The sequence below is a fragment of the Actinomadura barringtoniae genome, from assembly GCF_017573505.1.
GTDB lineage: Bacteria > Actinomycetota > Actinomycetes > Streptosporangiales > Streptosporangiaceae > Spirillospora > Spirillospora barringtoniae.
Genome location: NZ_JAGEOJ010000015.1, coordinates 47,520 through 62,343, shown reverse-complemented (window position 1 = coordinate 62,343; position 14,824 = coordinate 47,520). Strand labels below are relative to the sequence as shown.

Sequence of the window (14,824 nt, the reverse complement as noted above, 5' to 3'; positions counted from 1 at the left end):
GTACGAAGGTGTTACACGCCTCCGGCGGCGTCGGAGATGCCGTCGTCCTCGGGCGAGATCGTCAGGCGCTGCAGGTAGTTGTGCTCGCCCAGCGACTGGTAGAGGCTCAGCTCGGTCTCGAGGTAGTCGATGTGCTTCTCCTCGTCGGCGAGGATGTCCTCGAAGATCCGGGCGGAGGTGACGTCGCCGCGCGAGCGCATGAGGTCGATGCCCGGGCGGAGCCGGTTGACGGCCTCGTGCTCGACCTCGAGGTCGGCCTTCAGCTGCTCGACGACCGTCTGCCCGATCCGCAGGGTGCCGATCTTCTGATAGTTCGGCAGGCCTTCCAGGAACAGGATGCGGTCGGTCAGCCGCTCCGCGTGCTGCATCTCTTCGATCGACTCGCTCCGGGTGTGCCGGGCCAGCCGGGTGAAGCCCCAGTTGTCCTGCATCTTCGCGTGCAGGAAGTACTGGTTGATCGCGGTGAGCTCCGCGGTGAGCTGCTCGTTCAGCAGCGCGATGATGTCCTTGTCGCCTTCCATATCGGCCCATGCTTCCACGGCGAGGCCCCATGGGACAGCACAAACCCCGCCTGGGGGCGTGTCCTTTAGAAGCCGCGGACGAGCATGCCGGTGTGAGATGAGTCTCACGAGGCGTAAGAGAGACCTGACCCCTGGGGAGGCTCAGGCGGCCGTGGTGGCCCGGTCCTGGGCGGCGGGCTGAGCGGCGGCGAGCGGCAGTCCGGCGGCCTCGGCGACGGCGACAGGTAGTCCGGCGGCCTCGGCGACGGCGAGGGGGAGTTCGGCGGCCTCGGTGACCGTGACGGGCTCGGAGGCCGGGTCGACGATCTCCAGCGGCAGCGGGCCGCCGGTCAGGGCGTCCACCAGCTCGCTGGCGGTGCGGTACTCGCTGACCATCGCGGACAGGCGCTTGGTGCAGGAGCCGCAGCCGGGCTTCATCCCGCAGGCCGACTTCACTTCGCGAGTGGTCCTGCAGCCGCCTTCTGCCATACATCCACGCACGTCATCTTCGGTGACGGCGTTGCAGACGCAGACGTACATGGACGGGGGACCTCTCTCTTAGGACGGCCTTATTGAGGTTAGGCTCCCCTAACCGTAGCCGAGGGATGTCCGTTCTGGCCAGTGGCGTCCCGGTCGGTGTGAGTCACCCCTCACGGGGAAGCACCCTGGCGACGACGGCAGAAGGGCGGGAATGTGGCGAATGTCTGGCCAGGAGACGCCTATCCGCTAGGGGCTCATTTCGATGGCGCGGGCACCAATTTCGCGATCTTCTCCGAGGCGGCCGAACGGGTGGAGCTGTGCCTGTTCGACGGCCCCGGAGGGCCCGGTGAGACCCGGATCACACTCCCGGAGGTGGAGGGCTTCGTCTGGCACGGCTACCTGCCGGGGATCATGCCCGGCCAGCTGTACGGCTACCGGGTCCACGGCCCATACGACCCCGGGGCCGGGTACCGCTGCAACCCCAGCAACCTGCTCCTGGACCCGTACGCGCAGGCCATCGACGGGCAGATGGACTGGGACCAGGCCACGTTCGGCTACAACTTCGGCGACCCCTCGTCCTACAACGACCAGGACTCCGCGCCCCACACGATGCGCTCGGTCGTCGTCAGCCCGTACTTCGACTGGGGGGACGACCGGCCGCCGCGCACGCCCTACCACCAGACGCTGATCTACGAGGCGCACGTCAAGGGCCTCACCTACCGCCATCCCGAGATCCCGGCCGAGATGCGCGGCACGTACGCGGCGCTGGGGCATCCGGCGGTGATCGACCACCTCAAGCAGTTGGGGGTCACCGCACTGGAGCTCATGCCGGTCCACCAGTTCGTCCAGGACGACGCTCTGCTCAAGCGGCACCTGCGCAACTACTGGGGTTACAACACGATCGGCTTCTTCGCCCCGCACAACGAGTACTCCTCGTCCGGGCAGCGCGGCCAGCAGGTGCTGGAGTTCAAGGCGATGGTGAAGGCCCTGCACGAAGCGAACATCGAGGTCATCCTCGACGTGGTCTACAACCACACCGCCGAGGGCAACCACCTGGGCCCGACGCTGTCGTTCCGCGGCATCGACAACCTCTCGTACTACCGGCTGACCGACGACGACCCGCAGTACTACATGGACACGACCGGCACCGGCAACAGCCTGCTGATGCGCAGCCCGCACGTGCTGCAGATGATCATGGACTCGCTGCGGTACTGGGTGACCGAGATGCACGTGGACGGGTTCCGCTTCGACCTGGCGGCCACCCTGGCCCGGCAGTTCCACGAGGTGGACCGGCTGTCGGCGTTCTTCGACCTGGTCCAGCAGGACCCGGTGGTCTCGCAGGTCAAGCTGATCGCCGAGCCCTGGGACGTCGGCGAGGGCGGCTACCAGGTCGGCAACTTCCCGCCGCTGTGGACCGAGTGGAACGGCAAGTACCGCGACACCGTCCGCGACTTCTGGCGGGGGCATCCGGACACGCTGCCCGAGTTCGCCTCCCGGCTGGCCGGCTCCAGCGACCTGTACGCCGACGACGGCCGCCGCCCCTACGCCTCGATCAACTTCGTGACCTGCCACGACGGCTTCACGCTGACCGACCTGGTCTCCTACAACGTCAAGCACAACGACGCCAACGGCGAGGCCAACCGGGACGGCACCGACGACAACCGGTCCTGGAACTGCGGCTACGAGGGCCCGGTCGAGGACCTGGACGTGCTGGCGCTGCGCGAACGGCAAAAGCGCAACATGCTGGCCACGCTGCTGGTCTCCCAGGGCGTGCCGATGATCTCCCATGGCGACGAGCTCGGCCGGACGCAGCTCGGCAACAACAACGCCTACTGCCAGGACAGCGAGCTGGCCTGGGTCGACTGGGACACGTTGCGCGACCACTTCCCGCTGCTGGACTTCATCCAGCGGCTGGCCAAGCTGCGCGCCGAGCATCCGGTCTTCCGCCGCAGGCGCTTCTTCCGGGGATCGGACGCCGACATCAAGGGCAAGGAGCTGCCGGACCTGGTGTGGTTCACGCCGGGCGGCCGTGAGATGGCCGACGAGGACTGGTCGGCCGGGTTCGCCAAGTCGTTCCAGATGTTCCTGAACGGCGACGAGATCAGCGAGCCGGACCGGCGCGGCGAGCAGGTCCGCGACGACTCGTTCATCGTGTTCGTGAACGCCCACAGCGAGGACCTGAAGTTCAAGATGCCGCCGGGCCGGTACGGCGGGATGTGGGTGCGGGTGCTGGACACGGCCGACCCGATGCTGGCCGACGAGGGCGTCGTCGCGATCAAGAGCGGCGAGTCGGTCCAGGTCGAGAACCGTTCCGTGCAGGTGCTGCGCCGTGTCTGACCTCAGGAGCGTCGTGTCCGATCTCTCGAACGCCACGCCCACGGGGACCTATCGGCTGCAGCTGGGCCGGGACGGCTTCGGGTTCGCCGAGGCGGGCGAGCTGGCCCCCTACCTGGCGTCGCTGGGCGTCTCGCACGTCTACCTGCCGCCGATCCTCCAGGCGGCGCCCGGCTCGACGCACGGCTACGACGTCACCGACCACTCGCGGATCTCCGCCGAGCTCGGCGGCGAGGACGGCTTCCGCGCGATGGTGGCGAGCTTCCACGCCGTGGGCCTGCGGGTGCTGCTCGACATCGTTCCGAACCACATGGCGGTCCCGTCGCCGACCTCGCTCAGCCCCGCGGTGGACTCGGTGGTGCGGGAGGGGCCGGCCTCGCCGTACGCGAGGTGGTTCGACGTCGACTGGGCCGCCGGGGACGGCAAGCTCGTGCTGCCGGGCGAGGGCACCCCCAACTACCGGCGCTTCTTCGACATCTCCGGGCTCATCGGCCTCCGCCAGGAGGACCGCACCGTCTTCGAGCAGACCCACGAGCTGGTGCTGCGGCTGGTCTCCGAGGGCCTGGTGAACGGGCTGCGCATCGACCATCCCGACGGGCTGGCCGACCCGCGCGGCTACCTGGACGAGCTGGCCATGGGGTCGGGCGGGGTCTGGACCGTCGTCGAGAAGATCACCACGGGGGCCGAGACGCTGCCGGTGGACTGGCACTGCGCGGGCACCACCGGCTACGACTCGCTCGGCATGGTCGGCGGCCTGTTCGTCGACCCCGAGGGCGAGAAGCCGCTGACCGAGACCTACCTGTCGTTCACGGGCGGGGTCGTGGACTTCGCCGGCGTCGAGTACGCGGCCCGCCGCTACGTCCTCGATCAGGGGCTGCGGCCGGAGCTCGAACGGCTCCAGGACGTGCTGGCGCGGGCGATGCCCGACCGCCGCCCGGAACGGCTGGAGAACGCGCTGACCGAGCTGCTCGCGGCCATGCCCGTCTACCGGACGTACGTCGTGCCCGGCGAGGACGCGCCGCCCGAGGCCGTCGCCGTCCTGGAGGACGCGGCGCGGTGGGCGCGCAGCCGCCTCCCGGCCGAGACGCACGACGACCTGGACGCCGTCGTCGCGCTGGCGCTCGGGCGAGGCGATCCGCCGAGCCCGGAGTTCGTCGTCCGCTTCCAGCAGACCAGCGCGCCCGTCGCGGCGCGCGGCGTCGAGGACACCGCGTTCTACCGCTGGTCGCGGCTGATCTCGCTGAACGAGGTGGGCGGCGACCCCGGGCATCTGGCGGTGAGCCCGGACCGGTTCCACGCTCACTGCGTACGGCTGGCCCGCGACTGGCCGGGGACGATGACGACGCTGTCCACGCACGACACCAAGCGGGGCGAGGACGTGCGGGCCAGGCTGGCCGTTCTGGCGGAGATGCCGGGGCCGTGGACGCGGGCCGTGAACCGCTGGCACTACCGGGCCGCACCGCCCGGCCTGCCGGGCGCGGCGCGGCCTCCGATCGAGCCCGACCTCGAGTACATGCTGTGGCAGACGCTCGCCGGGGCCTGGCCGGTCACCGGGGAACGGCTGAGCGAGTTCCTCAGCAAGGCCATGCGGGAGGCCAAGACCAGCACGTCCTGGGCCGACTGCGACCCGGTCTACGAGGAGGCGGTGCTGGGGTACGCGCGGCGGATCCTGGCCGACGACGAGCTGATCACCGACCTGACCGGGTTCGTGTCCCTGCTGGAGCCGTACGCACGGGTCAACTCGCTCGGGCAGAAGCTCGTCCAGCTGACGATGCCGGGCGTTCCGGACGTGTATCAGGGCTGCGAGCTGACCGGCCTTTCCCTCGTGGACCCCGACAACCGGCGGCCTGTGGACTACGAGCAGCGTCGCGCTCGCCTGGCCAGGATGGACGACGGCGGCGCCCCGCAGGATCTCGACGACGAGAAGCTCCTGGTGACCGCGCGGGTGCTGCGGCTCCTGCGGGCCTGGCCCGACGTGTCGGCCGCCGCGTACCGGCCCGTCCGCGCGTCCGGGCACGCCGCCGAGCACGTCGTGGCGTTCGGGCGCGGCCCGCGGCTGGTGGCGGTCGCGACCCGGCTCCCGGTCGGGCTGGAACGCCGGGGCGGCTGGCGCGACACGCGGATGGAGGTCGGCGGCGGAGCCTGGCGCGACGTGCTGACCGGACGGCTCTGGCAGGGATCGCGGCTCCGGCTCGGGGATGTGCTGGGCTCCCTGCCGGTGGCGCTGCTTCAACTCGACAACGGTTCCGACGGCTCGTCGCGGGAGTGATCGGCATGACTCGGTTCGAGGTGTGGGCGCCGTACGCCACGACCCTGCAGGTCGCCGTCGGCCACGGTCACGGTCACGGCCACGGCGATGGCGATGAGCAAGAGCTGGTCAGGTATTCGATGCGCCGGGCAGGGCGTGGGCGCTGGGAGGCAGAGGTTCCGGCTGCCGGGCATGGGAGCGACTACGGTTTCGTGCTCGATGGCGGGGACGAGGTGCTGCCCGATCCCAGGTCCCCCTGGCAGCCGTACGGCGCGCACGGCATCAGCCGGGTCTACGAGCACGACCGCTTCGTCTGGACCGACCATCGCTGGCGCGGCAGGCCCCTCGCCGGTGGAGTGGTGTACGAGCTGCACATCGGCACGTTCACCCCTGAGGGCACCTTCGACTCCGCGATAGAACGCCTCGACCACCTGGTCTCTCTGGGCATCGACATGGTCGAGGTCATGCCGGTGGCGAGTTTCCCCGGCCGGCAGGGCTGGGGTTATGACGGCGTACACCTGTGGGCACCGCACGAACCGTACGGCGGGCCGGACGGCCTGAAGCGCTTCGTGGACGCCGCGCACGCACGAGGGCTGGCGGTCGTCCTGGACGTCGTCTACAACCACCTCGGGCCGAGCGGCAACCGCCTCAAGAGCTTCGGCCCGTACTTCACCTCCACCTACGCCACCCCCTGGGGCGAGGCGGTCAACTACGACCAGGAAGGCGCGGACGAGGTCCGCGCCTTCGTCGTGGACAACGCGCTGATGTGGATGCGCGACTTCCACATCGACGGGCTGCGGCTGGACGCCGTTCACGCGATCAACGACGGCCAGGCCGTGCACATCCTGGAGCACATGGAAGTGGCCGTCGACGGGCTCCAGACGCGGCTCGGCCGGACGCTCTTCCTGATCGCCGAGTCGGGCCTGAACGACCCCCGGCTGGTCACCGCGCGCGAGGCGGGCGGGTACGGCCTGGACGCGCAGTGGAACGACGACTTCCACCACGCCCTGCACTCGGCCCTCACCGGGGAGCGGCAGGGCTATTACTGCGACTTCGGGTCGCTGGAGACGCTCGCCAAGTCGCTGACCAGGGTCTTCGTTCACGACGGGACGTGGTCGGCCTATCGGGAGCGGCGCCACGGCCGCCCGGTCGACCTGCTCACAACGCCCGGCTACCGCTTCCTGGGCTTCCTCCAGAACCACGACCAGGTCGGGAACCGGGCCGCAGGGGACCGCCTGTCGGGGACCTTGGGGACGGGGATGCTCAAGGTCGGCGCGGCGCTGGTGATGACGGCGCCGTTCACGCCAATGCTGTTCATGGGCGAGGAGTGGGGCGCCACGACGCCGTTCTGCTACTTCACCGACCACGCCGAGCCCGAGCTGGCCCAGGCCATCCGCGAGGGGCGGCGGCGGGAGTTCTCGAGCCACGAGTGGCCGGGCGAGGTTCCCGATCCACAGGCTGTGGATACTTTCCGGCGTTCGGTCCTGGACTGGGCCGAGCCGGACAAGGTCCAGAACCGTGAGCTGCTGGAATGGCATCGCGCCCTGATCTCGCTCCGCCGCGCCTGGCCCGAGCTGACCGACCCGCGCCTGACCGAGGTGAGCGCCGACTACGACGAGCAGGGGCGATGGCTCGTACTGCGGCGCGGCCGGCTGAGCGTCGCGGCCAACCTCGGGCCGACCTCGGTGCGGCTGCCGATCCCCGGACGGCTCGTGCTGGCCTCCAACCCGGGCGTGCGGGCCGGAACGACCGCGCCGCCCGCCGTCACTCTGCCGGGTGCTTCGCTCGCGGTGGTGGCGCGAGACGACGCTGGAACGCCGAAGTGATCGGGAAATAGCGGTTCCGGCGCCGAAGGCGGCGCGAGATCAGAATCCACCCGGCCAGCGCCGCGAGCAGGAATCCGAAGAACGCCAGAGCCATTCCGGTGGCGCGGAACCAGCCCCCGGAGACACCTTGCCCCGAAGTGAGCGGAAGGCCCTGAACCCGGGACAGAACGTAACCGAATCCGTTGAGAAGACCCTCGGCGAGCGCGTACCACCAGACCCGATCACGGTCCTCGACGAGCAGGGCTCCTGCACCGAAGAGGGCCATCATCAGCGCGATGATGAGCGACACGCCGATATAGGGCTCGATGTGAAATCCGTCCGGGAGCGTCAGGAAGTGAACCATGGCGATTCCCAGGAAGAACATGGCCCCAACTGGGCGCGCGACGTGTGGCTCGGGCGTCGCCACGTGCGGTTACCTCCGGGTCGGCAGGGAAATGTCCGTATTCGAGGATGTACTACGAGTGGCAAACCGCAGGTCAAGAGCGCGGCGGTAGCCAGGAAACGTTCATGAATGGCCATACGATCGGTTCATGACCTCAGTACTGCTCGCCGAGGACGACACGTCCATCTCTGAGCCACTCGCCCGCGCACTGCGGCGCGAGGGCTACACCGTCGAAGTGAGCCCGGACGGGCCGCAGGCCCTTGAGCGGGCGCTCGGCGGTGGTGTGGACCTGATCGTCCTCGACCTTGGACTGCCCGAGCTTGACGGGCTCGAGGTGGCGCGCCGGGTCCGCTCCGAGGGGCACGGGGTGCCGATCCTGATCCTGACCGCCCGTGCCGACGAGGTGGACACGGTGGTCGGGCTCGACGCGGGCGCCGACGACTACGTCACCAAGCCGTTCCGGCTGGCCGAACTGCTGGCCCGCGTCCGCGCCCTGCTGCGCCGGGGCAGCACCGAGACCCCGATCGTGCAGGGCGTGCGGATCGACGCCGAGTCGCGCCGCGCCTGGATGGGCGACCAGGAGCTCCAGCTGACCACCAAGGAGTTCGACCTGCTGCGCGTCCTCGTGCGCGACGCGGGAAAGGTGGTGACTCGCGAACAGATCATGCGGGAGGTCTGGGACACCAACTGGTGGGGCTCGACCAAGACCCTCGACATGCACATTTCCTGGCTGCGCCGCAAGCTCGGCGACGACGCCGGAAGTCCCCGCTACATCACCACGGTGCGGGGCGTCGGTTTCCGGTTCGAGCGCGGCGACTGACTCGGCTTTCGCGGCCTCGGCCCAGAGCCTGGCGGCTCGGGGCCGAACCGCGAAAGCGTGCGAGCGTGACATCGCTTCGCGATCTGAGCCTGGGGGCTCGCCTCCGGCTTCGCCCCCAGGCTCAGGTAGCGCGCTCGCGTGCGCGGGCCGAGCATGATCATGGCTTCATTACCTAAGGAGCGCTGATGAGGCGCCGACTGCTGCTGTCGACGCTCGCGGTGGCGATCGTCGCGATCCTGCTGCTCGGCATCCCCCTGGCCTACGCCACGCACAAGCTGATCTACGAAGAGGCGCAGCAGTCGCTGGAGCGGGAGACCTCGGCGGTGCTGGGCGGCGTGCTGTTCAGCCTCGAGTCCGACCAGTCGATCAACGGCCAGAAGATCGCGCAGGAGTACCCGCACCGGTACATCGTGATCACCCTGCCCGACAACAAGGTCGTGACCGCGGGGAGCAAGCCGCCCGGCGGGGCCGCGCTGATCACCGACTCGCGCACCCAGTCAGGCGTGCACGTGCAGGTCTCGCAGGAGGCCTCGGAGGTCCAGGACGAGGCGTTGCGCCAGATGCTGCTGATCGGCAGCCTGGCCGCGCTGGGCGTGGCCGTCACGGTGGGCCTGGCGATGTTCCAGGCGCGCAAGCTCACGCTGCCGCTGGTGGACCTCGCCGAGACCGCCGACCGGCTGGGCAGCGGCAACGCCCGCCCGCGCCGGCGCCGGTACGGGATCCCCGAGGTGGACCGGGTGGCCGAGGTGCTGGACCGCAGCGCCGTACGGATCGCCGACCTGCTGGCCGCCAGCCGCGAGTTCGCCTCCGACGCCAGCCACCAGCTGCGCACGCCGCTGACCGCGCTGTCGATGCGGCTGGAGGAGATGATCGAGGCCGCCGAGTATCCCGACGTCGTACGGGAGGAGGGCGCGGCCGCGGTGGCCCAGACCGAACGCCTGGTCGCGGTCGTCGAACAGCTGCTGGCCAGGGCCCGGCACGACCGTACGGGCGCCGCGGTGGCCGCGCGCATCGACGAGATCATCGCCCAGCAGGTCGAGGAGTGGCAGCCGATCTTCCGCCGGGACGGCCGGGACATCAAGATCTCGGGCGAACGCGGCCTGATCGGCATGACCAGCCCCGAGGGGCTCTCCCAGATCCTCGCCACGCTGCTGGACAACTCGCTCGTGCACGGCCGCGGCACCGTCACCATCACCACCAAGCCGGGCGTCGGCTCGGTCGTGGTGGAGGTCGGCGACCAGGGCGCCGGGATCCCGCCGGACCTGGAGCCGCGGATCTTCGAACGCAGCGTGAGCAGCGGCAAGGGCACGGGCCTCGGGCTCTACCTGGCCCGTTCGCTGGCGGTGGTGGACGGCGGGCGGCTCGAGCTGATCTCGGCCCGCCCCGCGGTCTTCGGCGTGTTCCTGCGCCAGGCCTCCGACGCCAAGCTCGCCGAGGAACGCGTCGTCATCGGCCCCACGTAGGCGTCATCGGCCTCACATGGGAGCTCGGCCACCGCGCGAGCGCGTCCGAAGGTCTGGCCGAGGAACGAGGCCAGATCGCGAAGCGATGCAGCCCTCGCCGAAGCACGGGTAGGGCCGAGCCGCCAGGCGAGGGCCGTAGGCCGGGCTTCAAAACTATGGCGTCTGCGTGTACTCGGCGAGGCCCTCGGCCTGGGGGCGCGAGTCGATCGGGCGGCTGAGCTTGTGGGACGGGAGCGGGTGGCCGCCGGTGTCGCGGGCGGGCGCCTCGTCGGCCGGAGCGTGCTCGGGCTCCGGGGCCGCCTCGGGAAGGCCGGAGGCGGGGTCGACCTGCGGCGCCTCGGCCGGCAGGAACACCCACTTCTTGTACGACCAGAAGCGGAAGAGCGTGGCGACGCCGGTACCGACGATCAGCGCGGCGTTGTAGGCGAGCGCGCCGTGCAGGCCGAGCACGTAGTGGGTGAAGCCGATGAAGATCTCGGTGATCACCAGGCCCACGCCGTTCAGCGCGAAGAACAGCACGTACTCGCGGCCGAGGCCGGTCCGGTCGCGATGCCGGAACGTCCAGTAGCGGTTGGCCACATAGGCGAACGTGGTCGCCACGACGGTCGCGATGCCGTTGGAGGACAGCGGGCCCATGCCGAGGCCGGTGTGCAGCCCGTTCCCGAGTCCGAAGGTGATCACGAACGCGATCGCGCCGACGCTGCCGAACTTCGCGAGCTCGTGCACGAGGTGCGCGAAACGGCGGTAGAGGTTGGCGACCAGGCTCACAAAGAGGTCCTTCCGGACTGCGACGACGACGCGACTATTTGGGAAGCGGCGCCCGTTGATACCGCTGTGGAGGGCACAAAGAGAATAGACGCACGGTGCCCCCGCGGCGCCAGAACATGAACGTTTCACATTACCTGCGTTGTTCCCTGCCCCACGATCGAGAACGCCACACCCATTCCGACGTCCGGGAGCGCGCGTTCGTTCACACGTCCGCTGCCGATAACCTTTCGCACGTGAAGGATCCAGCTCAGGGGCCCCGAGATCCGCAGCGGAGCGAGGAATCTTGGGGAGACGGGGGTCTGGGGGGCGTCCCCCAGCGGACACAGCCCGTCGTCGGGATGGTCGGCGGCGGTCAGCTGGCCCGCATGACCCAGCAGGCGGCGATCGCGCTCGGTGTGCCGCTGCGGGTCCTGGCGGGCTCCCCGCAGGACTCGGCGGCCAAGGTCGTCGCGGACGTCCAGGTCGGCGACGACCGTTCGCTGGACGATCTGCGGGCGTTCGCCAAGGGATGCGACGTGATCACCTTCGATCACGAGCATGTTCCCGGCGACCACATCCGGGCCGTCGAGGAGGCCCGGATCCCGTGCAGGCCGGGGTCTGAGGCCCTGCTGCACGCCCAGGACAAGATGGTGATGCGCGAGCGGCTGAGCGCCCTCGGGGCGCCGTGCCCGCGCTTCGCCAAGATCGACGCGGACGACGCGGTGGCGGCCGTCGAGGCGTTCGGCGCCGAGGCAGGCTGGCCGGTCGTGCTGAAGGCCACCCGCGGCGGCTACGACGGCAAGGGCGTGTGGGTCCTGGACCGCCTCGACGAGGCCGGGACGGACCTGGTGCGCCGACTGGTGGCCGAGGGCGTGGACCTGATGGCCGAGGAGCACGTCTCGTTCCGCCGCGAGCTGGCCGCCCTGGTGGCGCGTTCGCCGTACGGGCAGGGCGCCGCCTACCCGATCGTGGAGACCGTCCAGGAGAGCGGCATCTGCGTCGAGGTGATCGCGCCCGCGCCCGGCCTGGACGAGGAGACCGCCGAGGAGGCCCAGCGGCTCGCGCTCGACATCGCCGACAAGCTCGGCGTCACCGGGCTGCTGGCGGTGGAGCTGTTCGAGACCGGCCGCGGGCTGATGGTGAACGAGCTGGCCATGCGCCCGCACAACTCCGGGCACTGGACGATCGAGGGCTCCCGTACCTCCCAGTTCGAGCAGCACCTGCGCGCCGTGCTGGACCTGCCGCTCGGCGACACCCGCCCGACCGCGCCGTACGTGGTGATGGCGAACGTGCTGGGCGGCGACGACCCCGACCTGTACGCCCGCTACATCCACGTGATGGCGCACGACCCGGCGGTCAAGATCAACATGTACGGCAAGGACGTCCGGCCCGGCCGCAAGATCGGCCACGTGACGGCCCTCGGCGACGACCTCGACGAGGTCCGCGAGCGCGCCCGGCACGCCGCCGACTACCTGCGCTACGGCCCTCAGACGAAGGAAACGCGATGACGACGCCGCAGGTCGGCCTGGTGATGGGCAGCGACTCGGACTGGCCGGTGATGAAGGCCGCCGCCGAGGCGCTCGAGGAGTTCGAGGTGCCGTTCGAGGCCGACGTGGTCTCCGCGCACCGCATGCCGCACGACATGATCGCCTACGGCGAGAACGCCGCCGGCCGCGGCCTCCGCGTGATCATCGCGGGCGCGGGCGGCGCCGCCCACCTGCCCGGCATGCTCGCCTCGGTGACCCCGCTCCCGGTGATCGGCGTCCCGGTGCCCCTGAAGTACCTGGACGGCATGGACTCGCTGCTGTCGATCGTCCAGATGCCCGCCGGCGTCCCGGTCGCCACCGTCGCCGTGGGCGCCGCCCGCAACGCCGGCCTGCTGGCCGTACGGATCCTGGCCGCGTCCGACACAGAGCTCCAGACCCGAATGAAGGACTTCCAGCAAGACCTCTACGAGCAGGCCAAAGCCAAGGGCGCCCGCCTCCGCAAGACTCTCTAGCCTGACGGCAGGCCCCCTTCCTGCGGGGCTTAGTCCTGCGCGGGGGCCTACTTCCTGCGCAGGGCCCATTCGACGGCGGGGCAGCGGTCCATGACCACGTCCAGGCCGGCGTCCTGGGCCCGCTTGGCGGCGGCCTCGTCGATCACCTCGAGCGGCAGCCAGACGGCCTTGGCGCCCGCGGCGATCGCCTCGTCCACCACGGACCCGGCGTGCTCGGCCCGCCGGTAGACGCCGACGACGTCGATGGTGCCCGCCTCGGCGGGGATGTCGGCCAGCGACGCGTAGCCCGGCTCGTCCAGCACGCGCTGGGCCTTCGGATGCACCGGAATGATCCGCTTGCCACGCTCCTGCAGCAGCCGCGCCTGGTTGTAGACCTCGCGGTCGGGATTGTCGCCCAGCCCGACGAAGGCCCAGGTCGTGGAGTCGTTCAGGAGGTGCCGGATCACGCCCAGCTCTGCGTACGCGTCAGCCATGCTCACAACAACAGCAGGCCCCGCTCGATCGTTCCCCCGTTCAACGACCTCAGCACGCACGCGAGCGCGCTACCCGTCGCCGGGCCCGAAGCCGAAGGCCAGGGCCCGGCGACGGATCGCGAAGCGATGTCGCGCTCGCCGCTTTCGCGGTTCGGCGGCCGAGCCGCCAGGCGAGGGCGCCGAGGCCGCCAAAGCAATGAATTCAGCGGGGGCCGGGGCGGCCCAGGGCGCGGTAGTGCCAGCCCGCGGCGCGCCAGTGGTCGGGGTCCAGGGCGTTGCGGCCGTCGACGATGTTGCGTTCGGCGACGACGTCGCCCAGCTCGCCCGGGTCCATCTCGCGGAACTCGTTCCACTCGGTCAGCAGCAGCACGACGTGGGCGCCGGTGGCGGCCTCCAGGGCCGATCCGGCGAATTCCAGGTCCGGCTGGGCGCGGCGGGCGTTGCCCATCGCCTGCGGGTCGTACACCGTGACGCGGGCGCCCTGGGCGCGGATGGTCGCGGCCACGTCGAGGGCGGGCGAGTCGCGGATGTCGTCGGAGTTGGGCTTGAACGCGGCGCCGAGCACGCCGACCGTACGGCCGATGAACGAGCCGCCCAGCAGGTGCCGGGCCAGGTCCACCATGCGGGTCCGGCGGCGGATGTTGATCTCGTCCACCTCGCGCAGGAAGGTCAGCGCCTGGTCGGCGCCGAGCTCGCCCGCGCGGGCCATGAACGCCCGGATGTCCTTGGGCAGGCAGCCGCCGCCGAAGCCGAGGCCCGGGCCGAGGAACTTGCCGCCGATCCGGTCGTCGTAGGACAGCGCCTCCGAGAGCTTGGTCACGTCGGCGTGGGCCGCCTCGCACACCTCGGCCATCGCGTTGATGAACGAGATCTTGGTGGCGAGGAAGGCGTTCGCGGAGACCTTGACCAGCTCGGCGGTCGGGTAGTCGGCCACGATGAACGGCGTGCCCTCCGACAGCATCGGCGCGTAGATCTCCCGCAGCGTCTTCTCGGCCCGTTCGGCGGCGGCCTGGTCGCCCGGCACGCCCACCACGATCCGGTCGGGGTGCAGGGTGTCCTGGACCGCGAAGCCCTCCCGCAGGAACTCCGGATTCCAGGCCAGCACGGCGTCACCGTCGGCGGGGGACAGACGCGCGATCGCCTGCTCCAGGCGCGCCGCGGTGCCCACCGGTACGGTCGACTTGCCGACGATCACGCAGGGCCGCCGCAGCCGCGAGGCCAGCGCCGAGACCGCCTCGTCCACATAGGTCATGTCGGCCGCGTACTCGCCGGACTTCTGCGGGGTGCCGACGCAGACGAAGTGCACGTCGCCGAACTCGGCGGCCTCGTCGTAGGAGGTGGTGAACCGCAGCCGCCCGTTCTCCAGGTTCCGCCGCAGCACGGGCTCCAGGCCCGGCTCGTAGAACGGGACCTCGCCGCCGGCCAGCCGGTCGATCTTGTTCTTGTCCACGTCGAGGCCGAGCACCTCGTAACCGAGGTCGGCCATGCACGCGGCATGGGTGGCACCCAGGTAACCGGTGCCGATCACCGTCAGGCGGTGAGTCAAGGCGAG

At 70.4% G+C, this 14,824-nt stretch carries 13 protein-coding genes; 7 read left to right on the top strand and 6 right to left on the bottom strand.

Annotation, left to right across the window (positions count from 1 at the left end):
• Nucleotides 1-11: 11 nt before the first annotated feature.
• On the bottom strand, nt 12-521 hold the full coding sequence (gene bfr, locus J4573_RS33445) for a bacterioferritin (RefSeq protein WP_208259939.1): 510 nt from the start codon (nt 519-521) through the stop codon (nt 12-14).
• Between the two features lie 141 nt (nt 522-662).
• Nucleotides 663-1,040, bottom strand: a complete 378-nt coding sequence (locus tag J4573_RS33440; RefSeq protein ID WP_208259938.1) for a (2Fe-2S)-binding protein — start codon at nt 1,038-1,040, stop codon at nt 663-665.
• A gap of 153 nt (nt 1,041-1,193) precedes the next feature.
• Between J4573_RS33440 and glgX the strand changes: the two genes are divergently transcribed.
• From glgX to treZ, 3 genes are read left to right on the top strand one after another with little or no spacing between them, the layout of a single operon-like run.
• On the top strand, nt 1,194-3,317 hold the full coding sequence (glgX, locus tag J4573_RS33435) for a glycogen debranching protein GlgX (RefSeq protein ID WP_208259937.1): 2,124 nt from the start codon (nt 1,194-1,196) through the stop codon (nt 3,315-3,317).
• A gap of 13 nt (nt 3,318-3,330) precedes the next feature.
• Nucleotides 3,331-5,583 (top strand): malto-oligosyltrehalose synthase, encoded by a 2,253-nt coding sequence (gene treY / locus J4573_RS33430; protein WP_208259936.1) that lies wholly within the window; start codon nt 3,331-3,333, stop codon nt 5,581-5,583.
• 5 nt (nt 5,584-5,588) lie between these two features.
• Nucleotides 5,589-7,388, top strand: a complete 1,800-nt coding sequence (treZ, locus tag J4573_RS33425) for a malto-oligosyltrehalose trehalohydrolase (protein ID WP_208259935.1) — start codon at nt 5,589-5,591, stop codon at nt 7,386-7,388.
• On the opposite strand, the gene J4573_RS33420 is transcribed toward treZ, so the two are convergent.
• Nucleotides 7,327-7,752, bottom strand: coding sequence for a hypothetical protein (locus J4573_RS33420; RefSeq protein ID WP_208259934.1), 426 nt, complete (start codon nt 7,750-7,752; stop codon nt 7,327-7,329). The genes treZ and J4573_RS33420 overlap by 62 nt on opposite strands.
• Before the next feature lie 166 nt (nt 7,753-7,918).
• Between J4573_RS33420 and J4573_RS33415 the strand changes: the two genes are divergently transcribed.
• Together J4573_RS33415 and J4573_RS33410 are read left to right on the top strand one after the other, a co-directional pair.
• Complete coding sequence (locus J4573_RS33415) at nt 7,919-8,590, top strand: response regulator transcription factor (protein WP_151558558.1); 672 nt, start codon at nt 7,919-7,921, stop codon at nt 8,588-8,590.
• A 185-nt stretch (nt 8,591-8,775) separates the two neighbouring features.
• A complete protein-coding gene (locus J4573_RS33410) occupies nt 8,776-10,053 on the top strand; it encodes a sensor histidine kinase (protein WP_208259933.1) in 1,278 nt (425 codons plus the stop codon).
• A gap of 153 nt (nt 10,054-10,206) precedes the next feature.
• Here J4573_RS33410 and J4573_RS33405 read toward each other — a convergent pair whose 3' ends face one another.
• Complete coding sequence (locus tag J4573_RS33405; protein WP_208259932.1) at nt 10,207-10,821, bottom strand: GtrA family protein; 615 nt, start codon at nt 10,819-10,821, stop codon at nt 10,207-10,209.
• A gap of 299 nt (nt 10,822-11,120) precedes the next feature.
• On the opposite strand from J4573_RS33405, the gene J4573_RS33400 reads away from it, so the two are divergent.
• A complete protein-coding gene (locus J4573_RS33400) occupies nt 11,121-12,308 on the top strand; it encodes a 5-(carboxyamino)imidazole ribonucleotide synthase (RefSeq protein ID WP_279575676.1) in 1,188 nt (395 codons plus the stop codon).
• Nucleotides 12,305-12,799: a 5-(carboxyamino)imidazole ribonucleotide mutase gene (gene purE, locus J4573_RS33395; RefSeq protein WP_208259930.1), complete on the top strand. Its 495-nt coding sequence runs from the start codon at nt 12,305-12,307 to the stop codon at nt 12,797-12,799. Before J4573_RS33400 ends, purE begins: the two co-directional genes overlap by 4 nt.
• 47 nt (nt 12,800-12,846) lie before the next feature.
• Here purE and J4573_RS33390 read toward each other — a convergent pair whose 3' ends face one another.
• Together J4573_RS33390 and J4573_RS33385 are read right to left on the bottom strand one after the other, a co-directional pair.
• On the bottom strand, nt 12,847-13,272 hold the full coding sequence (locus J4573_RS33390) for a CoA-binding protein (RefSeq protein ID WP_208259929.1): 426 nt from the start codon (nt 13,270-13,272) through the stop codon (nt 12,847-12,849).
• A gap of 202 nt (nt 13,273-13,474) precedes the next feature.
• The gene (locus J4573_RS33385) at nt 13,475-14,758 is read right to left on the bottom strand and encodes a UDP-glucose dehydrogenase family protein (protein ID WP_243774006.1); all 1,284 of its coding nucleotides are present in this window, start codon (nt 14,756-14,758) and stop codon (nt 13,475-13,477) included.
• Nucleotides 14,759-14,824: the final 66 nt, after the last annotated feature.

What these genes read in the sequence shown, in the direction of transcription:
- bfr (WP_208259939.1), bottom strand. Translation starts at nt 521, where the DNA reads ATGGAAGGCGACAAGGACATCATCGCGCTGCTGAACGAGCAGCTCACC.
- J4573_RS33440 (WP_208259938.1), bottom strand. Translation starts at nt 1,040, where the DNA reads ATGTACGTCTGCGTCTGCAACGCCGTCACCGAAGATGACGTGCGTGGA.
- treZ (WP_208259935.1), top strand. Translation starts at nt 5,589, where the DNA reads ATGACTCGGTTCGAGGTGTGGGCGCCGTACGCCACGACCCTGCAGGTC.
- J4573_RS33420 (WP_208259934.1), bottom strand. Translation starts at nt 7,752, where the DNA reads ATGTTCTTCCTGGGAATCGCCATGGTTCACTTCCTGACGCTCCCGGAC.
- J4573_RS33415 (WP_151558558.1), top strand. Translation starts at nt 7,919, where the DNA reads ATGACCTCAGTACTGCTCGCCGAGGACGACACGTCCATCTCTGAGCCA.
- J4573_RS33410 (WP_208259933.1), top strand. Translation starts at nt 8,776, where the DNA reads ATGAGGCGCCGACTGCTGCTGTCGACGCTCGCGGTGGCGATCGTCGCG.
- purE (WP_208259930.1), top strand. Translation starts at nt 12,305, where the DNA reads ATGACGACGCCGCAGGTCGGCCTGGTGATGGGCAGCGACTCGGACTGG.
- J4573_RS33390 (WP_208259929.1), bottom strand. Translation starts at nt 13,272, where the DNA reads ATGGCTGACGCGTACGCAGAGCTGGGCGTGATCCGGCACCTCCTGAAC.
- J4573_RS33385 (WP_243774006.1), bottom strand. Translation starts at nt 14,758, where the DNA reads ATGGCCGACCTCGGTTACGAGGTGCTCGGCCTCGACGTGGACAAGAAC.